Annotated in this window: 17 protein-coding genes; 11 read left to right on the plus strand and 6 right to left on the minus strand. The window is 70.6% G+C overall.

Features of this window, described 5'->3' with window-relative positions; all coding sequences use genetic code 11:
• Positions 1-161: 161 nt before the first annotated feature.
• Complete coding sequence (locus tag PBV52_RS41345; protein ID WP_274246026.1) at positions 162-1,058, plus strand: AraC family transcriptional regulator; 897 nt, start codon at positions 162-164, stop codon at positions 1,056-1,058.
• Between the two features lie 21 nt (positions 1,059-1,079).
• Positions 1,080-1,541 carry a GNAT family N-acetyltransferase gene (locus tag PBV52_RS41350; protein WP_274246029.1) on the plus strand — a complete coding sequence of 154 codons (462 nt, stop codon included), beginning with the start codon at positions 1,080-1,082 and terminating at the stop codon, positions 1,539-1,541.
• An 11-nt stretch (positions 1,542-1,552) separates the two neighbouring features.
• Here the strand turns inward: PBV52_RS41350 and PBV52_RS41355 are convergent, their stop codons facing one another.
• Together PBV52_RS41355 and PBV52_RS41360 are read right to left on the minus strand one after the other, a co-directional pair.
• Entirely contained in the window at positions 1,553-2,101 is a 549-nt protein-coding gene (locus tag PBV52_RS41355) for a GNAT family N-acetyltransferase (RefSeq protein ID WP_274246031.1), read from the minus strand.
• Positions 2,102-2,205: 104 nt separating this feature from the next.
• On the minus strand, positions 2,206-3,603 hold the full coding sequence (locus tag PBV52_RS41360; RefSeq protein WP_274246032.1) for a glycoside hydrolase family 16 protein: 1,398 nt from the start codon (positions 3,601-3,603) through the stop codon (positions 2,206-2,208).
• A 235-nt stretch (positions 3,604-3,838) separates the two neighbouring features.
• Between PBV52_RS41360 and PBV52_RS41365 the strand changes: the two genes are divergently transcribed.
• Positions 3,839-4,126, plus strand: coding sequence for a DUF1905 domain-containing protein (locus tag PBV52_RS41365; protein ID WP_274246034.1), 288 nt, complete (start codon positions 3,839-3,841; stop codon positions 4,124-4,126).
• A gap of 138 nt (positions 4,127-4,264) precedes the next feature.
• Here the strand turns inward: PBV52_RS41365 and PBV52_RS41370 are convergent, their stop codons facing one another.
• The 4 genes from PBV52_RS41370 to PBV52_RS41385 form a co-directional block, all read right to left on the minus strand.
• Positions 4,265-5,020, minus strand: coding sequence for an IclR family transcriptional regulator (locus PBV52_RS41370; RefSeq protein ID WP_274246036.1), 756 nt, complete (start codon positions 5,018-5,020; stop codon positions 4,265-4,267).
• The gene (locus PBV52_RS41375; RefSeq protein WP_274246038.1) at positions 5,017-6,396 is read right to left on the minus strand and encodes a prolyl oligopeptidase family serine peptidase; all 1,380 of its coding nucleotides are present in this window, start codon (positions 6,394-6,396) and stop codon (positions 5,017-5,019) included. Before PBV52_RS41375 ends, PBV52_RS41370 begins: the two co-directional genes overlap by 4 nt.
• The gene (locus tag PBV52_RS41380) at positions 6,393-7,754 is read right to left on the minus strand and encodes an MFS transporter (protein ID WP_274246041.1); all 1,362 of its coding nucleotides are present in this window, start codon (positions 7,752-7,754) and stop codon (positions 6,393-6,395) included. Before PBV52_RS41380 ends, PBV52_RS41375 begins: the two co-directional genes overlap by 4 nt.
• A 79-nt stretch (positions 7,755-7,833) precedes the next feature.
• Positions 7,834-8,259 (minus strand): MarR family winged helix-turn-helix transcriptional regulator, encoded by a 426-nt coding sequence (locus tag PBV52_RS41385; RefSeq protein ID WP_274246043.1) that lies wholly within the window; start codon positions 8,257-8,259, stop codon positions 7,834-7,836.
• 207 nt (positions 8,260-8,466) lie between these two features.
• Here PBV52_RS41385 and PBV52_RS41390 point away from each other — a divergent pair, with 207 nt between their 5' ends.
• The 8 genes from PBV52_RS41390 to fxsT all read left to right on the plus strand — a co-directional run bounded on the left by PBV52_RS41390 (position 8,467) and on the right by fxsT (position 21,019).
• Positions 8,467-9,384, plus strand: a complete 918-nt coding sequence (locus PBV52_RS41390) for an SDR family NAD(P)-dependent oxidoreductase (protein ID WP_274246044.1) — start codon at positions 8,467-8,469, stop codon at positions 9,382-9,384.
• Positions 9,385-9,395: 11 nt separating this feature from the next.
• Positions 9,396-10,271, plus strand: coding sequence for an amidohydrolase family protein (locus PBV52_RS41395; protein ID WP_274249892.1), 876 nt, complete (start codon positions 9,396-9,398; stop codon positions 10,269-10,271).
• Positions 10,272-10,281: 10 nt separating this feature from the next.
• The gene (locus PBV52_RS41400; protein WP_274246046.1) at positions 10,282-11,784 is read left to right on the plus strand and encodes a long-chain fatty acid--CoA ligase; all 1,503 of its coding nucleotides are present in this window, start codon (positions 10,282-10,284) and stop codon (positions 11,782-11,784) included.
• Positions 11,785-11,792: 8 nt separating this feature from the next.
• Entirely contained in the window at positions 11,793-12,248 is a 456-nt protein-coding gene (locus PBV52_RS41405) for a MaoC family dehydratase (protein ID WP_274246048.1), read from the plus strand.
• A gap of 455 nt (positions 12,249-12,703) precedes the next feature.
• Positions 12,704-14,761 (plus strand): FxsB family cyclophane-forming radical SAM/SPASM peptide maturase, encoded by a 2,058-nt coding sequence (locus tag PBV52_RS41410; protein ID WP_373921971.1) that lies wholly within the window; start codon positions 12,704-12,706, stop codon positions 14,759-14,761.
• Positions 14,758-15,594 (plus strand): aminoglycoside N(3)-acetyltransferase, encoded by an 837-nt coding sequence (locus PBV52_RS41415; protein WP_274246052.1) that lies wholly within the window; start codon positions 14,758-14,760, stop codon positions 15,592-15,594. The genes PBV52_RS41410 and PBV52_RS41415 overlap by 4 nt, the downstream gene beginning before the upstream one ends.
• A gap of 57 nt (positions 15,595-15,651) precedes the next feature.
• Positions 15,652-16,965 (plus strand): TIR-like protein FxsC, encoded by a 1,314-nt coding sequence (locus tag PBV52_RS41420; RefSeq protein WP_274246054.1) that lies wholly within the window; start codon positions 15,652-15,654, stop codon positions 16,963-16,965.
• Positions 16,952-21,019 (plus strand): FxSxx-COOH system tetratricopeptide repeat protein, encoded by a 4,068-nt coding sequence (gene fxsT / locus PBV52_RS41425; protein ID WP_274246057.1) that lies wholly within the window; start codon positions 16,952-16,954, stop codon positions 21,017-21,019. Before PBV52_RS41420 ends, fxsT begins: the two co-directional genes overlap by 14 nt.
• Position 21,020 lies beyond the last annotated feature (1 nt).

The following is a 21,020-nucleotide window of genomic DNA, read 5'->3' on the forward strand; positions in this document are numbered from 1 at the left end:
ATCGGAGCGAAGTGGCTGGTCCAACGCGTTCAAAAGTAAAAGTCTGACTTTTACGAGGGAAGGTCGGTGTGTGTCAGGCTGTGGTGAAAGTGGGACACCGCCGCGGGCGCAGCGCACGGCTGAGCAGGGGCGGCGCGCAACTGAGGCGGCACGAGACGGACATGGTGGACACAAGGGTCGAAGGCGGCGACGGAGGGATCAGGACGTTCCCCTTCCCCGTCGAGCTGAGCGTCGGCGGCGTCGGCATACAGGTCGGCCCGATGGGCAGCACCGACCACACCTGGCACGTCGACGAGGCGCCACTGGAGCGCGTGCACCGCATCGACTTCCACGTGGTGATGCTCTTCAGCGAGGGCCCCGTACGCCACATGATCGACTTCGCCGAGCACGAGGCGAACGCCGGCGACCTGCTGTGGATCCGCCCCGGCCAGGTCCACCGCTTCTCACGGGCCGGCGACTACCGGGGCACCGTCTTGACCATGCAGCCGGGCTTCCTGCCCCGCGCCACGGTCGAGGCCACCGGCCTCTACCGCTACGACCTGCCACCCCTGCTGCACCCCGACGATGCCCAACTCACCGCGCTGCGCTCGGCCCTCGCCCAACTCCAGCGCGAGTACGAGGACACCACGACCCTCCCGCTGAGCCTGCACACCGCGGTACTGCGCCACTCGCTGACGGCATTCCTGCTGCGCCTGGCCCACCTTGCCGCGAGCTCGGCGGAAGCCGCGCGCCAACAGGCCGACACGACCTTCACGCTCTTCCGGGAGGCCGTGGAGAGGGGCTTCGCCACCAACCACAGCGTCAGCGCCTACGCCGACCAACTCGGCTACTCCCGCCGTACCCTCGTCCGCGCGGTCCGTGCCGCCACCGGTCAGACGCCCAAGGGCTTCATCGACCGACGCGTGATCCTGGAGGCGAAGCGGCTCCTGGCCCACACGGACATGCCGATCGGCCGGGTGGGCGCGGCCGTAGGGTTCCCCGACGCGGCGAACTTCTCCAAGTTCTTCCACCAGCACACGGACGTGACGCCGGCATCATTCCGAGCGGACCTGCGCTGACAGCGCCACGAAGGGGCAGCCATGGGGATACACATCGCACCGGCCGCGGTGGCCGACTTCCACCAGGTCCTGGCCGACCACTCCCGTTACTGGGGCGAACGCGACCTTCGGTCGCTGCATCTTCTGGCCCTGGTGCAGGAGTTCGGCTCCACCTGCTTGGTTGCCCGGGCCGAGGACGGAATCCGCGGGTACATCTTCGGGTTCGTCACCCCACACGGCACCGGGTACGTGCATCTGATCGCCACGCGGGACGATGCCTGTGGCACCGGTCTCGGGCGTCGTCTGTACACGGCGTTCGCTGAAGCAGCGGAACGTCACGGTGCACGGAAGTTGAAGGCGATCACGTCAGTCGGGAACACCGGATCGATCGCCTTCCATCGCAGCCTCGGCTTCGACGCGAAGATCGTCGACGACTACAACGGCCCCGGCCAGGCCATGGCCGTCTTCCACCGAGATCTGCCGCTCGACGTCCCGCGAACCTGACCCACCAACCGTCACCGATAGTCCGGCAATGGGCGGTACTGGTCCGACGACAACTCGTATACCCGTACTCGCCGACCGCAGGTGGGATTGACGGTCTCACGGACCGGATGCATCCCCAGTTTGGTCATGATCCGTTCGGAGGCCTCGTTGCCCACCTGAGTGATGCTGACGATCCGCTCCAGTCCTCGCTCTTCGAACGCGAACCGTACAGCGGCCGCAGCGGCCTCGGTGGCCAAGCCCTGCCCCCAGTAGGAACGTCCCAGCCGCCAGCCGACCTCAACCGCCGGCAGTACCTCCGGCAAGAAGGCGGGCACCGAAAGGCCGGTGAACCCGGCCAGCTCGCCAGTGGACCGGATCTCCACGGCGAACAGGCCGAAGCCCTGTGACTCCCACTCGCTCTCCCATGCCTGGATCCCGCTGCGAGTCTGCTGTTCGTCACGGACGCTGCCGTCACGGATCCACCGCATGACCTCGGGGTCGGCATTGACGGCAGCCATGGGCGCAACGTCTTCCTCGCGCCAGCGACGCAGGATCAAACGGGGAGTTACAAGCGTGACCATCCAATCATTCTGGATCACAAAGGGGATTCGCTCCCAGTCAGGGCTGACAGGCCGATGCCCTGCGAGGCCGGAGGGGGGCTCGCAGGGCATCGGCAACCGAGCTGTCAGCGGCCGAAGTTGAACCAGTTCACGTTCACGAAGTCCGACGGCTGACCGCTGGTGAAGGTGAGATACACGTCGTGCGTGCCGGTCACCCCGCTGATGTTCGCCGGGATGGTCCGCCACGACTGCCACCCACCGGTGTTGGCCACCGAGAAGCTGCCGACGGGTGCGTTGCCACGGCTGTCCAGGCGCACTTCGACCAGCCCGCTGACGCCGCTCGTCGCGCCGCTCGCCACCCGGCCGACGAACTGAGTGGCCGCGGTGGAGCCGAAGTTGACGCCCTTGTACAGCGCCCAGTCGCCGTTCGCGAGGGAGCCGATGTTCTGTCCGCCGCCCGAATCCGACGTGGACTCGGTGCTCGCGCCGCTCTGGCCGTCGTACGACTCGGCCTGGATGGCGCTGTAGGCGTCACGGTTGCCCGTCGGCGGGGGTGTGGTACCGCTCCCACTGGCCGACAGCACCTGGACGTAGTCCACGACCATCGGCACGCCGGACCGCGTGTCGCCGTCCAGGCCGCCGCCGAAGGCGTCCGGGAAGGCACCGCCCATCGCCACGTTCAGGATGATGAAGAAGCCGTGGTTGGTGGCGTTGGACCAGGTCGTGGCGTCCACCTGGCTCGCGTTGACCGAGTGGAACTGGGTGCCGTCGACGTAGAAGCGGATCGTCTCGGGGCTCACCGAGCGGTCCCATTCCATGGTGTAGGTGTGGAAGGCCGACTGGCACGTCGAGCCGGGACACGCCGTGGAGTTGCCGAGGCCGGTGGTCTCGTTGCACGGGCCGCCCGGGTTGGTCCCGCAGTGCATCGTGGCCCACACGGTGTTGCGGCCCTGGACGTTCTCCATGATGTCCAGCTCGCCGACGCTCGGCCAGTTCTGGTAGTTGCCGCGGTACGGCGCGCCCAGCATCCAGAACGCCGGCCAGTAGCCCTCGGCGGCGGTGCCGGTGACATTGGGCATCTGCAGGCGGGCCTCGACGCGCAGCTTGCCGCCGGACGGGGGCTGGAAGTCGGTGCGGTTGGTCTCGATGCGGCCCGACGTCCAGCGCCCCGCGGAGTCGCGCAGCGGGGTGATACGGAGGTTGCCGTTGCCGTCGAGCGCGACGTTGTTCGTGCTGTTCGTCATCGTCTCGACCTCGCCGGTCCCCCAGTTGGCGGGGCCGCCCGGATACGAAGTGCCGGTCGCGTACTGCCAGTTGGAGGTGTTGACGCCGGTGCCGGCGGTGCCGGTGAAGTCGTCGAGGAAGACCTGCGTCCAGCCCGACGGGGGCGTGGGCGCGGAGGCGTTCGCAGACGGGACGACGACGGTGGCGGCGGCCGCCGCAAGCCCGAGCGTGCCGAGCATGGCGACGAGCACGCGCCTGATGGGGCGTCGTCTGCGGTGTATGCCGGAGGGATCACTCATGGGGGGTGCTGCCTCTCGGTGTACGGGGAAGTGGGGTGCGGGTGCCTTCGAGAGCCTGTGAGAGGTGCTTGAGAGCGCTCTCAAAGTGCCGCCAATGTGCTCCCCGTATCTCCGGTCGTCAAGAGGTGAAGCAGAGAAAACCCTTCCGTCACAGGGGAGTTCACCCTATGAATACGGGACTCCTGTGAGGATGGCTCGGGAGAGAGATTCGGCAGAGAGAAGAGGCCCAGACCCTATGGAACTCGCCTTCACCGGCTCAGTGATCGAATGGCGCGGGCCGGCGCCGTACTACTTCGTCCGAGTGCCGGACGAGGAGTCCGCCGACATTCGGGAAGTGGCCGCGATGGCCACCTACGGCTGGGGTGTGATCCCGGTCGAGGCCCGGGTCGGCGAGGTCGCCTTCGAGACGTCGCTCTTTCCCAAGGACGGGGGCTACCTGCTGCCGCTCAAGAACGCGGTACGGGCGCCGCAGGGTCTCGGGTCCGGCGACGAGGTGGCCGTGGAGATGACCGTCCGCCTCTAGCCGCCGGTCGGCCGCGTGGTACCGGCGCTCGCGAGGTGCTGCCTGATCCGCGGTCGGCCGCCATGGCCACGACGTCCTCTCCGTGTCCTCTCCGTCGTCGAGGCCGCCGCACCCGGCCCCCGGCCTGCCCGCGAGCCCTTACGCCTCCTTCTCCGGCTGCCACCCCAGCCCCCGCGAGATCCCGCGTGCCGCGAGCCGTACCGCCGGCACCAGCGCCGGTACCTGTGCGTCGGCCTGGGGTACGACGACGGAGACGGCGGCGATCACCGACCCGCCCGGGCCGCGCACCGGTGCGGCCACCGACAGGGCGTCGTCGGTGACCTGGCGGCTGCTGACCGCCACTCCCGTGCGGCGTACGTCGGCCAGGACGCGGCGCAGCCGGGCGGGCTCGGTGACGGTGTACGGCGTGAAGGAGGCGAGCGGCCCGGCGCAGTACTCCTCCTGGAACCCGGGGTCACTGTGCGCGAGCAGCGCCAGCCCCACCCCGGTGGCGTGCAGCGGCCAGCGCGCTCCGACCCGGATGTGCACGCCGACCGCCGACCGCCCCGACAGCCACTCGATGTAGACGACCTCGGGCCCGTCCCGGACCGCCAGCTGCACGTTCTCGTGGGTCGCCTCGTACAGGTCCTCCAGATACGGCAGCGCGATCTGCCGCAGCCCGAGCCCGCGCGGCGCGAGGGCCGCCACCTCCCACAGCCGCAGCCCGACGTGGTAGAGCCCGGCCTCGTCCCGCTCCAGGGCGCCCCACTCGGTGAGGGCGGCCACGAGCCGGTGCGCGGTGGTCAGGCTCAGCCCGGCCCGCCGGCTGATGTCCGTCAGGGACAACGCCGGATGCTCGAGGTCGAAGGCCCCGAGTACGGACAGCAGCCGGTCGGGCGCGGAGCGGGTGGTCATGGCCGGGCGTCTCCCGGATGGGCCAGGTCGTACGGGCGGGGGTAGGTGGTGGGCCGGTAGGTCACATAGCGCGCCTCCGTCGTCGAATCCTCCTGCCGGGCACGGGAGTTGAGGGCTTGCGGCGAGGCGTCCCAGCGGCCCGTGTCCAGCCGGTGCTCCAGGGTGTGCAGGGCGCCGAGCATCTCGCCCGGGGTGAACGTGCAGTGGCCGGGGGCGTCGACGTAGGCCTGGCTGAGCAGGGCGCCGGAGCCCGCCCCGGTGGCGGCGCGCCGGTAGGCGCTCTCGGCCTGGACGGGGATCAGTGCGTCGCCGGTCGTGTGGATGTTCAGCTGGGGGTCGGCGAGCCGGCCCGAGAAGGCGCTGGTGTGCCGCATCCACCCTACGGCCGCGGGGTCGGCCGAGATCCGGGGTGCACGGTTCAGGGCGGTGAGGTCGGTACGCAAGGACAGTCCCGCCTCCTTGTAGAGCTCGGTCACCTCTTTGTACAGCGGGGAGCGGGCGAGCATCGCGGTGTAGTCGACCCCGGTGTTCCAGGACATGTTGCCCCCGGCCCGGCTCTCCGCCTCCTGCCGCCAGCTGAACGCGGGCCTCAGGATGAGCCCGGTGACGGCCGTGTACTGGTTGGCCTGCTGGGTCTGCCAGTCGGTCGGCTCCGGCTTGGTCTGCGTGGCGTCGTTGTAGCCCGGGATGTTGTGCAGCGCGGCGGCGAGGGCGATGCGGGCGCGGCCCTCGGGGGTCTGCTGGGCCGCGCTGGTCTTCGAGGCGAGCGTGTTCGCTGCGGCGACCGCGGCCGCCTGGTCGGCGAACCCGGTGAGCGGGATGTCCGCGCCCGGCGCGAGCAGGGTCTTCAGGGCGAAGACCGGGTCCAGGGTGCTGTTCCAGTTGGCCACCCCGCCCTGCACCAGCCCGCACATCGACAGCGATCCGTCGAAGCGGTCGGCGTGCCGCTCGGCGAGGGCCGTCGTGACGAGGCCGCCGTACGACCGGCCCCAGGCGAGCGTCCGCCCGGCCGTGCCGAACTTCTCCGTGAACAGGTCGAGGGTGGCGAGCTGGTCGGGCACGGCATCCGTCACCGCCCAGCCGTTCGTGGCGTACGAGGAGCCGATCAGTGCGTATCCCTCGGCCAGGAGCTTGTCGCGGGTGGTGGAGTCGGGGGAGTCCTCGCCGGGGCTGGGCGAGCCTGCGGGGCGGTAGCCGTGGCTGAAGAGGAGCACGGTGCCGTTCCAGTCGGCGGGTACGTCCATCAAGTACGCGGCGCCAGAAGGGAGTTTGCCCTCCAGGTGGGTGTCGGTCGCCGCCTGTGCGGGGAGCGCGGTCGCGGTGGCCGCGCACACGGCAGCCACGGTCAGTAAGGCGATGCGGGTGCGGAATCTCAACGGAGCGTCCCTTCCGGTGTGGGGGTGTGGGCGGGGGAGCCGGGGGCGTCCAGCGTGTCGGCGTGCGTCTCGCGCAGCCGCCACACGGTGAGCGCGGTGATCGCCGCGCCGCCGCACAGCAGGAGGGAGACGGGCGTACTGCTGCCGCCGGACGAGGCGAGGAGGCTGCTGGCGATCAGCGGCGAGAACCCGGCGCCGAGCAGGGTGGCCGCCTGGTAGCCGAGCGAGGCGCCGGTGTAGCGGACCCGGGTGCCGAACATCTCGCTGAGCAGCGCCCCGAGCGGGCCGTACATCGTGGACTGGGCGACGCCGTGCCCGAGGGCGAGGGCGAGGATCAGCAGCCCGGGGGAGCCGGAGTCGACCAGCGCCAGCACGGGGAAGGCGAGCGCGGCCGAGGCGACGGCGCCGGCCAGGACCACCGGGCGGCGGCCGACCCGGTCGGAGAGCGCGGACGCGGCGGGCAGGACCACCAGGGCCACGCAGGAGGCGATGGTCACGGCGGTGAGCACCTGCGGACGGGTGTACCCGTGGTCGACCGCGTACGAGATCATGAATCCGGTCAGCAGCGACTGGGCGGTGAACGCGCCGATGCCGACACAGGCGGCGAGCAGCACGGGCTTGGGCCGCCGCAGCACCTCCACGACCGGCGGCCTGTCCGGCTTCGGCTCGTGCTTGGCCTGCGCGAACAGCGGGCTCTCGGCGACCTTGAGGCGCACGAACAGGCCGACGGCCAGCAGCACGATGCTCAGCAGGAACGGCACCCGCCAGCCCCAGGCGCGGAACTCGTCGTCGGGCAGGGCGGAGACCAGCGTGACCACGCCGGCCGACAGTACCGAGCCGAGCGGGGCGCCGAGTTGGGTGAAGCTGGACCACAGGCCGCGCCGGGCACCCTGGGTGCGCTCGGCGTGCTCGACGACCATGAGGGTCGCGCCGCCCCACTCGCCGCCGATCGCGAGGCCCTGCACCACGCGCAGGGTCACGAGGAGGACGGGCGCCCACACGCCGATCGCGTCGTAGGTGGGCAGGAGGCCGATGAGGAAGCTGCCGCAGCCCATCAGGACCATGGTCAGCAGCATCATCGACTTGCGGCCGATCCGGTCGCCGAAGTGGCCGAAGACGATGCCGCCCAGCGGGCGGGCCAGATAGCCCGCGGCGAAGGTGCCGAAGGCGGCGATGGTGCCGACCGCGGGGTCGGCCCGGGGGAAGAACAGATCGCCGAAGACGAGCGCGGCGACCGTGCCGTACACGAGGAAGTCGTAGAACTCGACCGCCGTGCCGAGCAGCCCGGAGAGGGCGACGCGGCGCAACTGGCGGGTGTCGGGGGACGGTTGACGGGCGGACGGAGGGGATGGCTGCACGTTGAGCTCCCTGGGGCCGGTGCCGATGCCCCGGTGAAGTTAGGCAGTCATCGTGCAGCCGTCAATAAGTTGCACAACATTAGCTCGGCCGGTCCTCCACGATCCGCAGGAGCAGACCGTGCAGGGTCTCCCGTTCGGCCGGGTCCAGCGGGCCCAGGAGGTCGTTCGTCACCCGCAGCCCGGCCTCGTCGGTGTCCCGCAGGAAGGCGCGGCCCTCGGCGGTGAGGACGACGATCCGGCTGCGGCGGTCGTCGGGGGAGGGGCGGCGCTCGGCGAAGCCCAGCTTCTCCAGGTCGTCGACCAGGCCGACGATCGCGCTCGGGTCGTAGCCGAGCTGCGCGCTCAGCTCGCGCTGGAGCGCCCCGTCGGACGTCACGAGGAAGCGCAGTACCGCGTAGTGGCGCAGGCGCAGTCCCGACTCCTGCAGGAACGTGTTGAACAGCTGGCCCGAGCGCAGGCCCAGGCGGTACAGCAGGTAACCCGTGTCCGCGTGCAGTCCGCGCATCCACGGTTCGTTCGCGTCGATGGGTGCCGGGTTCGTGGCGTGCTGGCGGGCGATGGCGGACTCCCTGGTCTCGGCCCCTGTGGTGGGGGTTTCTCTGTGCAGATTCCAGCATGGCGCACCCGAAGGTCACCAACAACTATTGACGGCAACAATTATTGCTCTTAACTTCGATCGCGTAGCCGCACTCCACGTCGAAGGGACCCTCCCGTGCCCAGCATCGATCTCACCGGCAAGGCCGCCGTCGTCACCGGCAGCGGCCGGGGCCTCGGCCTCGCCTACGCCCACGCCCTGGCCGCCCACGGCGCCTCCGTGGTCGTCAACGACGTCGACGAGGCCGTGGCCGAGGCGGCCGTGAAGTCCATCGCCGAGGCCGGCGGCACCGCCGTCGCCGAAGTCGTCCCGGTCGGCACGACCGAGGCGGCGGACCGGCTGGTGAACCGCGCGGTCGAGGAGTTCGGACGGCTCGACATCCTGGTCACCAACGCGGGCATCCTGCGCGACAAGGTGCTGTGGAAGATGACCGACGAGGACTTCGACGCGGTGCTCACCACTCACCTCAAGGGCACCTTCACCTGCGCCCGAGCCGCCGCCGTCCGCATGCGCGAGCAGGGTGAGGGCGGCAGCCTGATCCTGGTCGGCTCCCCGGCCGGCCAGCGCGGCAACTTCGGCCAGACGAACTACGCCGCCGCCAAGGCCGGCATCGCCGCCATGGCCCGCACCTGGTCGATGGAGCTCGGCCGCGCGGGCATCACCGTCAACGCCATCGTGCCGGTCGCCGCGACCGCGATGACCGAGACCATCCCCGCCTTCGCCCCGTACATCGAGGCGATGAAGAACGGCGAGCCGCTCCCGGACTTCCTCCGCAAGGGCGAGGGCTTCGGCACCCCCGAGGACTGCGCCGCCCTCGTCCCCTTCCTCGCCTCCGAGGCCGCCCGTGGCATCACCGGCCAGGCCATCGGCATCGGCGGCGACAAGGTGGCACTCTGGTCGCATCCGCAGGAGGTCGCGGCGGCCTACGCCGACGGCGGCTGGACCCCCGCCACCCTGGCCGACGTCTGGCCCACCTCGGTCGGCGCCGAGCTCCAGTCGGTCGGCATCCCGGCGCCCAAGTTCCCGGAGGCGTGATGGCTGCGTCCATGAACCCCGACGACCTCGTCGCGATCGACGTCCACACCCACGCGGAGGTCTCCTCCAAGGGCCACTCCTCCCTGGACGACGACCTGCACGACGCCTCCTCCGCCTACTTCAAGGTCGAGGGCAAGCGCAAGCCGACGCTGGAGGAGACCGCCGCCTACTACCGCGAGCGGAAGATGGCCGCCGTGATCTTCACGGTCGACGCCGAGTCCGCGACCGGCACACCGCCGGTCCCGAACGAGGAGGTCGCCGAGGCCGCGGCCGCCAACGCCGACGTCCTCATCCCCTTCGCCTCCATCGACCCCTTCCGGGGGAAGGCGGGCGTACGGCAGGCCCGGCGTCTGGTCGAGGAGTACGGGGTGAAGGGCTTCAAGTTCCACCCCAGCATCCAGGGCTTCTTCCCCAACGACCGCTCGGTGGCCTACGACCTCTACGAGGTCATCGAGGAGACGGGCACGATCGCCCTCTTCCACACGGGCCAGACGGGCATCGGCGCCGGAGTCCCGGGCGGGGGCGGCATCCGCCTCAAGTACTCCAACCCCCTCCACGTGGACGACGTCGCGGCCGACTTCCCGCATCTGAAGATCATCCTGGCGCATCCGTCCTTCCCCTGGCAGGACGAGGCGCTCGCCGTCGCCACCCACAAGCCCGGCGTGCACATCGACCTGTCCGGCTGGTCGCCCAAGTACTTCCCGCCGCAGCTCGTGCAGTACGCCAACACACTGCTGAAGGACAAGGTGCTCTTCGGCTCCGACTTCCCCGTCCTCACCCCGGACCGCTGGCTCGCCGACTTCGAGAAGCTGTCGATCAAGGACGAGGTCAAGCCGAAGATCCTCAAGGAGAACGCCGCCCGCCTGCTCGGGCTGACGAAGACATAAGGGGCGTGACATGCGCAACGAGGGACTGGGGTCGTGGCCCGCACGCCGGGCCCGCAAGACCCCCCACCGCACCGCCCTGATCCACGGCGAGAAGTCGACCGACTACCGCACCCTGTACACCCGCACCACCCGCCTCGCCCACGCCCTGCGCGACCGGGGCGTGCGCCGCGGCGACCGCATCGCCTACCTCGGCCCGAACCACCCCTCCTACCTGGAGACCCTGTTCGCGGCCGGCACGCTCGGCGCGGTCTTCGTCCCGCTCAACACCCGCCTCGCCGGCCCCGAGATCGCATACCAGCTCGCCGACTCCGGAGCGAAGGCCCTCGTCTACGGCCCCTCGCACGCCGGACTCGTCGCCGGGCTGCCGGGCAGCACCGACGTACGGGCGTACATCGAGGTCGGAGCCGAATACGAGGAGGCGCTCGCCGAGGCCCCCGAGGAGCCCATCGACCAGCCGGTCGGTCCCGACGACACCTGCATCATCATGTACACCTCGGGGACGACCGGCCGCCCCAAGGGCGCGATGCTCACCCACGGCAACCTGACCTGGAACGCGATCAACGTCCTCGTCGACCACGACCTGATCGCCGACGAACGCGCCCTGGTCTCCGCGCCGTTGTTCCACACGGCGGGCCTGAACATGCTCACCCTGCCGGTCCTGCTGAAGGGCGGCACCTGCGTCCTGGTCGAGGCCTTCGACCCGAACGCCACCTTCGACCTGATCGAACGGCACCGGATCACCTTCATGTTCGGGGTGCCGACGATGTTCGAGCAGGTGGCCCGGCACCCGCGCTGGGCAGAGGCGGACCTGTCCTCGCTCAGGATCCTCACGTGCGGTGGCTCCCCGGTGCCGACGCCGATGATCGCCGCCTACCAGCAGCGGGGACTCACCTTCCTCCAGGGCTACGGCATGACGGAGGCCTCGCCCGGGACGCTGTTCCTGGACGCCGAGCACGCCGTGAGCAAGGCGGGGTCGGCGGGGGTGCCGCACTTCTTCAGCGACGTACGGGTAGTACGGCCCGACCTCACTCCGGCCGACGTCGGCGAGACCGGCGAGGTCGTGGTCCACGGCCCCCATGTCATGCCCGGCTACTGGGGCCTGCCCGAGGAGACGGCCGCCTCCTTCGCCGACGGCTGGTTCCGCAGCGGGGACGCGGCCCGGGTCGACGAGGACGGGTACGTCTTCATCGTCGACCGCATCAAGGACATGATCATCTCGGGCGGCGAGAACATCTACCCCGCCGAGATCGAGGACCTGCTCCTCGCCCACCCGGACATCGTCGAGTGCGCGGTGATCGGGGTGCCGGACGACAAGTGGGGCGAGGTGCCGCGCGCGGTCGTCGTGCCGCGCGCGGGCGCCGCGCTCGATCCGGACGAGATCCTCGCGTCCCTCTCCGGCCGGCTCGCCAAGTACAAGATCCCGAAATCGGTGGTGCTCGCGGACGAACTCCCGCGCACCGCCTCAGGAAAACTCCTCAAGTCCCGTGTCCGTACCCGCTACGGCAAGAGTTAAGGAACCCCATGAGCATCACCGTGAACGGCCTCGACGAACTGAAGAAGCTCGCGGGCGGCGACCTCGGCACCAGCGAGTGGATCGAGATCACCCAGGAGCGCATCAACACGTTCGCCGACGCCACGGGCGACCACCAGTGGATCCACGTGGACCCGCAGAAGGCGGCCGAGGGGCCGTTCGGCGCCCCCATCGCGCACGGCTATCTCACCCTCTCCCTCTTCATCCCCCTCTTCACCGAGCTGCTGGACGTCCAGGGCGTCACCACGAAGGTCAACTACGGCCTGAACAAGGTGCGTTTCCCCTCGCCGGTCAAGGTCGGCTCGCGCATACGGCTGGTCGGCAGGCTCGCCGAGGTGGAGGAGGTGCCCGGCGGCGCTCAGATCACCGTCGACGGCACGATCGAGATCGAGGGCGGGACGAAGCCGGCGGCGGTACTGCAGAGCGTTTCCCGGTTCTACGCGTAGGGCCGAACGGGGGTTCACTCGAACGGCGCCTGGCTCACGCCGGTCACCTGCGAAGAGTCATTGACCGGGTTTCGAGTGGCTCCCGGACCCGCTCTCACGCGATAGCGTGCTGTCTTGACTCTCGTCAACGGTGCAGGGGCGACCTGCACCGTCGTTTCCACTCTCCCGACCAGGGGACACTGTGATCAAGCGAGCCAGAATCACTTCGCCGTCGACGGCCGTCGCCGACACCCACGCCGCCACGCCGCGTCTCGACGCGCCGTGCGAGCCGAAGAACGCCCGAGGCCGACGCCGCGCCCTCTCCTCCACCCAGAACCGAAAGACGAACCCGCTCACATTCCAGTCGTCGATCGGATGACGTCGAGTATTCCACAATGACCAGCCCGCTGGTTCCGCTTCGGCAACTCGTGCTCAAGGTCCACAGTCGGTGCGACCTTGCGTGTGATCACTGCTACGTGTACGAGCATGCCGACCAGAGTTGGACCGCCAGGCCAAAAGTGATCTCGAACGAGGTCATTTCCTGGACCGCGCTGCGTCTGGCGAAGCACGCCAAGGCTCACGCTCTGCCCTCCGTGCAGGTCATCCTGCACGGAGGGGAGCCACTCCTGGCCGGACCGGCACGCCTGCGCCGGGTCTGCGAAGAGCTGCGGGGTGCCCTGGACGGGATTTCCCGGCTCGACTTACGGATTCACACCAATGGAATTCAGCTGAGCAGTCGGTTTCTCGAGCTCTTCGACGAATTCGACGTCCGGGTGGGAATTTCCCTGGACGGTGACCGCGCGGCCAATGATCTGCACCGCCGTTACGCCAGTGGCCGCAGCAGTTACGACAAGGTACTGGCGGCACTCTCCCTGCTCCGCCAGAAACGCTACCGCCACCTCTACGCCGGGCTCCTGTGCACCGTCGACGTACGCAACGACCCGGTCGCCGTCTACGACGGGCTCGCCGCTCAGAACCCGCCGCGCATCGACTTCCTTCTGCCGCACGCCACTTGGGACGAGCCGCCGCTGCGCCCCTCCGGCGTCCGCACGCCGTACGCCGACTGGCTGATGGCCGTCTACGACCGGTGGGAGGCTCATGACCGTCCGATGCCGGTGCGGTTGTTCGACTCGGTCATCAGCACCCTGGGCGGCGGTCCGAGCCTGACCGAGGCCATGGGGCTCGCGCCGGCCGATGTCGTAGTGGTCGAGACGGACGGGTCCTTCGAGCAGGCGGACTCGCTCAAGACCGCTTTCGACGGTGCGCCCGTCACCGGTGAGGACGTCTTCCGGCACAGCCTCGACGACGTGGCCCGCCATCCGGGCATCATCGCCCGGCAGCAGGGCCTCGCCGGACTGAGCGAGACATGCCGGTCCTGCCCGGTCGTGCGCTCGTGCGGGGGCGGCCTCTTCGCACACCGTTACCGCGGTGACGGCACGGAATTTGACAACCCGTCAGTTTTCTGTGCGGACCTCGAAGCGTTGATCAGGTCGATCGACGCCCGCACCGGCGCCGACGCCGGACAGCCCGTCGAGGGCTTCGACGCGTTGGCCGACGGCAGCGACGACGGCACCGCCCTGGCGGAGTTGGCGCGAGCGCGGCAGGAGATCACCCGTGAGCTGCTGAGCATGGTCGGCCAGGAGACGGGCGGGGAGAGCGAGTTGTGGGCCGCCGCCTGGCGGACGGCGCTGGAACTCGGCCGGCGCGACGATGCTCTGCTGGCGCCGCTGCTGTCCCATCCCCATACCCGGACCTGGGCCGTGCGCTGTCTCGACGGTGCCGCTCCGGCCGACCATCTCGCCGCGCTCGTGGCCGCCGCCGCGCTGCCCCCGGCCGCCGTCGACCGGATCACGGTGCCGGTGTGTGACGGCTTCGTGCACCTCCCGGGGGTGGGGCGGCTGCGTACCGGTACGGCCGCCGAGGCGGTCGAGCTGACGCCGGATCACCTCGACGCTCCCGGCTGGGAGCCCCTGCGCCGGCTGCGGGCCGACGGGCTGGAGGTCGCGCTCGACGACATCGACCCGTACCGCGACTGCCACGGCACCCCCGTCACCGGGCGGTTGACCGACGAGGAGACCGAGCGGTGGCGGCATGCGCTCTCGCAGGCCTGGGCGTCGGTCCGCGAGACACTGCCCGACCTGGCCACCGCCATGGCCACCGGCGTGCGGGTGGTCACCCCGCTCGACGGTCCCGTAGACCCTCGCGCAACCTCGGCCGGCGGAGGGTTCGCGGCGCTCGGGGCCTTTCTGCATCCCGATCCGGCGCGGCTCGCCGCCGATCTGGTGCGCGGGTTCCGGCTCGGCGTCCTCGACGCGCTGCTCGATGTGTGCGACCTGTACGACGAGACCGACACACGCACCGGCGAACTGCTCGCCGACACCTATGCGCGCATCGCGACCGACGCCCTGCTCCCCGACCCCGACCCCGAGTCGGCCCGGCGGACCAGGGCCCGGCTGGACGAGCTGTCCGCCGCCCCCACGCTGACCGCGCTCGGCCGCCGGTTCACCGACGGGATGCGCAGGAGCGCCGGATGACCGACGCCCGGCTTCGCGCAGGCGACCTGGGCGCCCTGGGCGTCCGGGCCGGCGCCACCGTGCTGGCGCACGCCTCCCTGCGCCGGGTCGGCGCGGCCGCCGACGCCGTACTTGGCGCGTTGCTCCACGCCCTCGGCCCCGACGGCACCCTGGTCGTCCCCGCCTTCACCGCCGGCAACTCGGACACCTCACCCGAATACCGCGCCCGGACAAGGAACATGACGTCCCGTCAACTGACCGCCTACCGCGAGGAGATGCCGCCCTTCGACCTCCGGCACACCCCCTCGCAGGGCATGGGAGGCCTGGCCGAGGCCGTACGCCGCAGGCCGGACGCGGTGCGCAGCAGCCATCCGCAGACCTCCTTCGCGGCCGTCGGCGCCTCGGCCGCGGGGCTGATGGCGGATCACGACGAGGAATGCCACCTGGGCGAAAGCTCGCCGCTCGCCCGGCTGTACACCGCCGACGTCCGGGTGCTGCTGATCGGGGTGGGCTACGAGGTGTGCAGCGCCTTCCACCTCGCCGAGTACCGGATCGCCGACCCGCCCCGACGGGAGTACCGCTGCGTCGTCCTGCGCGACGGACGGCGCCACTGGATGTCGTACAAGGACGTCGACCTGGACGACAGCGACTTCGGTGCCCTCGGGGCCGCGTACGAGAGGCACGACGCCGCGCTGTGCGCGCCCGCCGTCCGGCACGGGCAGTTGGGGGCGGCACGGGTCCGGTCGCTGCCGCTGCGCGCGGCGGTGGACTTCGCCGGCGGATGGCTGGCCGGAAAACGCCCCCGCCCGAGCGCTACGGAGCGGCTACAAAACGCGTCCGGCTTCCTACACTGAGTCTCCACGCCTCGGGGGGACGGGGCGGGATCGGGGGATCATGTGGAGCCGAAGGCGGTGTTACGGGCGGACGTGACCGCGCCGTACTTCTTTCTCAGTTACGCCCACACCCCCAGGGACGAGAACGACAACAGCGATCCCGACCACTGGGTGCACCGGCTCTTCCGTGACCTGTGCGATCACATCCGGCACCTGACCACCGTGCCCGGCGGCGCGGCCGGATACATGGACCGCTCGATGCGGGCGGGCCAGCTGTGGACGACCGAGCTGGGCGGCGCGCTCGCCGCCTGCCGGGTGTTCGTGCCGCTGTACTCGCCGCGCTACTTCCACAGCTCCTGGTGCGGCAAGGAGTGGAGCGTCTTCGCCAGGCGGCCCGCCCGGTTCCGTACCGAGGGGCACAGGGGCACACCGGGCGCGATCGTGCCGGCCCTGTGGGCACCGGTCGAGGACCACCACCTCCCCGATTTCATCAGGGACATCCAGTACGCCCACCCCGAACTCGGCGACCGCTACCGCGACTTCGGGCTGTACGGCCTGATGAAGCTCAGCTCCCACCGCCGCCACTACCAGACGGCCGTGTGGGAACTGGCCAGGCGCATCATCGAGGTCGGCAAGCACGTCGCCGTGGACCCGGGGGAGTCCACGTCCTGGGACACCGAGCCCGACGCCTTCGCGCCGCTGCGCAGCCGGCGCAGGCTGCGCATCACCGTGGCCGCGGGCTCCGTGGGCCGGCTGCCCGAGGGACGCAGCCCCGACTACTACGGCCCCTCGGCGCTCGACTGGACCCCCTTCCGGCCCGCATGCCCCAGACCGCTGGCCGAGATGGCCGCCGAGATCGCCGAACGCCTCGAGTTCCGGCCCGACATCCAGGCCTTCGACACCTGGCACAGCGAGGCTGGGGGTACCCCCTCTGGGGGAGGATCCCCCGCGGCGACGGGCCCGGAGGTCGTGCTGCTCGACCGCTGGGTGCTGCGCGACCCCGAACAGCGCACCCGGCTCGGCAAGTTCGACGCCACCCACCGTCCGGCGACCGGACTCGTGGTGCCGTGGAACGAGGACGACCCCGACAGCGCGGACGCCCGGCAGGCGCTGACCGCCGAGACGGCGGCGACCCTGCCGCGCACCGTCAGCCAGGCGGAGCAGGCATGCCGGCCCGCCGTCCGCGGCATCCCCGACCACGAGTCCTTCGACGCGCTGCTGCCACGTGTCGTGCAGTGGGCCGCGACCCAGCACCTCAAACACGCCCCCGCCCAGCCGCCGCCGGGCCAGGGGACCCGGCGCTTCCGGCTGAGCGTCGCGGGGGACCAGGACAGCCGGCCACCGGTGCACCGCCCGCATGCCGAGGAGGAAGACCGCGATGAGCAGCCTTGACCGACCGGGGGGCCGAAACGGCCGGGTCGTGACGTTCTACTCGTACAAGGGCGGCACCGGCCGGACCATGGCCCTCGCCAACACCGCCTGGATCCTCGCCGCCAACGGCAAACGCGTCCTCGCCGTGGACTGGGACCTCGAGGCACCCGGCCTGCACCGCTTCTTCCACCCTTTCCTGGAGCCGGCGACCGTCGGCGCCACCACCGGCGTCATCGACCTGCTCACCGACTACGCCTGGGCGGCCGCCGCCGACCCCGCCGAGACCGAACACCGGCACCCGGACTGGCACCGCCAGTACGCCCGCATCCAGCGCCACGCCGTCTCCCTGGACTGGCCGTTCCCCGAACCGGGCACCCTCGACCTGGTCTCCGCCGGCCGGCAGAACCGCGACTACTCGGCGATCGTCAGCACCTTCGACTGGGACAACTTCTACGAACGCCTCGGCGGCGGGCTGTTCTTCGACGCGTTACGCGACGAGATGCGCTACCACTACGACTACGTCCTCATCGACAGCCGCACCGGCCTGTCCGACATCGCCGACATCTGCACCGCCCACCTGCCCGACACCCTCGTCGACTGCTTCACCCTCAGCGACCAGAGCATCGACGGCGCCGCCGCGGTCGCCCGGCACATCGACGAACGGCTGCGCAGCCGCCGTATCCGCATCCTGCCCGTCCCGATGCGCATCGACGAGGGCGAGAAGGAGAAGGCCGATGCGGGCCGGTCCCTCGCCCGGGCGAAGTTCGACCGCTTCCCCTCCGGCATGACCGAGGCCCAGCTCACCGGCTACTGGGGCTCGGTGGAGATCCCGTACCGGCCCTACTACGCCTACGAGGAGACCCTCGCGACCTTCGGTGACGAGGCGGGCAACGCAGGCTCGCTGCTCGCGGCCTTCGAGCGGCTCACCGCGGTCATCACGAACCAGGCCGTCACAGCGCTGCCACGCATGGACGAGGAGGTGCGCCTCGGCATCAAGAAGGCGTTCACCCGCAGCCGTTCGGCGCTCCCGGCCGACCTGCACCTCAGTTATGTGTCCGAGGACCGGCTGTGGGCCGACTGGATCGCCGCGGTGCTCACCCGGGCCGGCTACCGGGTGGAGCTGAAGTACGTCGGCGGCGAGGGCGACGGAGCCGACAAGCCGGCCGACCGCACGGTGGTCGTGCTCTCCGCCGCCTACCAGCGCTCCGCGCGCGCCCGCCAGGTCTGGGAGGCCGCGACCGGCGGCGACCCCTCCGGCCGCCGTCAGGTGGTCGCGGTCCGGGTCGGCGACGTCCGCCCGGTGCCGTCGTTCAGCGAGCGGGCCTCGGCCGACCTGGTGCGGCTGGACGAGACACAGGCCGTCGGCGTGCTGCTGCGCGCCCTCGGCAAGCCCGCCCTGCCCGCCGAGCGCCAGCCCGACGGGCCGCCCACCGAGGCCCGCTTCCCGGGCACCGTGCCCAAGTACTGGAACGTCTCGCCCCGCAACGCCTCCTTCACCGGCCGCAGCGCCCTGCTGGAGAAGCTGCGCGACAGCCTCGGCTCCAGCACCACCAGCGTCTCCCCGGCGCCGTACGCCCTCTACGGCCTCGGCGGGGTCGGCAAGACACAGATCGCGCTGGAGTACGTGCACCGGTTCGCCCCCGACTACGACCTGGTGTGGTGGATCCCCTCCGAGCGGAACGAGCTGGTCATCTCCTCCCTCGCCGAGCTCGGCGCCCGCCTCGGACTGCGGGTCGGCGAGGAAGCGGCACAGGCCGCTCAGGAGGTGCGGGACCATCTGCGCCAGTCCGGCTCCGCGCTGCGCTGGCTCCTGGTCTTCGACAACGCCGACGAGCCGCAGGAGGTCAGCCGGCACTTCCCCGGAGGCAACGGCCATGTCCTGGTCACCTCCCGCAACCAGGACTGGTCGCAGAACTTCGGGGCCATCGAGGTCGACCTCTTCCTGCGGGAGGAGAGCGTCGAGCACCTGCTGCGCCGGGCCGCCGACCTCAGCGTCGAGGACGCCGACCGGGTCGCCGCGGCGGTCGGCGACCTGCCGCTCGCCCTCGACCAGGCCGGAGCCTGGCTGGCCGCGACCGGCACGTCGGTCGACACCTACCTGGCGGAACTGGAACAACAGGCCGAACTCGTCCTGTCGTTCAGCCAGCCCTCCAACTACCCGCAACCGGTGGCGGCCACCTGGAACGTCTCCATCGAGCGGCTCAAGGAACGCTCCCCGGCCGCCGTACGGCTGCTGCAGCTGTGCGCCTTCTTCGCCGCCGAGCCGATCTCCAGGGACCTGCTCTACGGCGACGAGATGATCCGCGTCCTCGCCAAGGACGACCCTTCGCTCAGGGAGAGGATGGTCCTCGGCCGGGTGATCCGGGAGATCGGCCGCTTCGCCCTGGCCAAGGTGGACCGGGCCACCCGGTCCATCCAGGTCCACCGTCTGGTCCAAGCCGTGATCCGCGCCCAGATGAGCCCCCGCGAGCAGGAGGAAGCCCAGCACGTCGTGCACCGCGTCCTGGCCGGCCACCGCCCCAAGGGCGAGGAACCGATCGACGACGACGACCCCGACACCCGCGCCAAGCTCGCCGTCATCTGGCCGCATCTGGAGGCGTCCGAGGCCAGCCGGTGCGACGAGCCGGAGACGCGGCAGCTGCTCATCGACCGGGTGCGCTACCTGTGGAAGCAGGGCGACCTCAACGCCGCCTTCGCCCTGGGTCAGGAACTGCGGACCGCGTGGGAGAACCTGCTGAACGCGCGACGGGGGGAGATGGCCGAGCTGGAGAAGAAGGTCGCCGACGCGAAGACCAGGACCGGCCGGGCGGACGACGAGGACATCGAGGAGCTGGCCAAGCAGGAGAGCTATGTGGCCGACCTGTACACCCAGATCCTGTACCTGGGTTCCAACATCGCCAATGTGCTGCGCTCGCTGGGCAAGTACGTGGAGGCGGAGCGGCTGGGCTCGGACACGCTGGCCCGCCAGCGGGTCCTGCTGGTCGCCGACCACCCGCACATCTTCATGACCAGCAGTGGTCTGGCCATGGACCTGGGCAGCATCGGCCGTTTCGCGGACGCCCTGGAGCTGGCCATCGAGGCATACGACGGCTTGAAGGACAGCCTCGGCGAGGACCATCCGCGCACCCTCTTCGCCAACAACAACCGCGCCGTCTGTCTGCGGTTGCTGGGCCGCTACGCCGAGGCCCGTGACGTCGACCAGGAGATCTACGACCGCCGGCGCAACGATCTGGAACTGGGCAGCGAGCATCCGCACAGCCTGCTCAGCGCCACCAATCTGGGCCGCGACCTGCGCGAGACGGGGGAGTACGCCACCTCGATCTCACTGCTGCGCAGCAGCTACGAGGCCTACCAGCGGCTGTTCGGCGAGACCCACCCGGAAACCCTGCGCACCGCCAAGAGTCTCGCCGTCTCCCTGCGCAAGGCCGGAAAGGTCACGGAGGCCCGCGCGCTCACCCACCAGACCCGCGAGTACTACCGCACCCGGGAGATCCCCACCACGACCCCCGACGTCCTGGACTGCACCCTGAACTACGCCACCGACCTGTACGCCACCGGCGCCCGGGAGGAGGCCCTCGCCCTCGCTCAGGAGATCGTGCCCCAGTACCGGGTGGCACCCGGCGTGCGCCACCCGGCGACGCTGGCCGCCGTCAACAACCTCGGTATCTTCCTGCGCGGTTCGGGCGAGGTCGGCAAGGCGCGGGAGCTGCTGGCGGAGAACCTGGCCACGCTGCGCGAGGTGCTCGGCGAACGCCACCCCTACAGCCTGGCCTGCGCCGTCAACCTCGCCAACGTGCTGGCGGAACTGGACTCGTTGGCCGAGGTCGAGCAGCTGGAACGGATGGCCGTCGCCGGATTCCAGGCGGGTCTCGGGCACGGTCACCCGGACACCGTCGTCTCGCGCGCCAACCTGGCGGTCACCCTGGGGATGCTGGGCCGGACCGCGGAGGCCGAGGAGCTCAAGAAGAGCGCCCTCGCCGAACTGACCCAGCTCCTCGGCGAGGAGCATCCGCACGCGGAGACCGTCCGCGAGGGCAAACGCATCCACCGCGACCTGGAGCCGCTGCCGGTGTGAG

Origin of the sequence: Streptomyces sp. T12, assembly GCF_028736035.1 — a bacterium.
Lineage (GTDB): Bacteria > Actinomycetota > Actinomycetes > Streptomycetales > Streptomycetaceae > Streptomyces.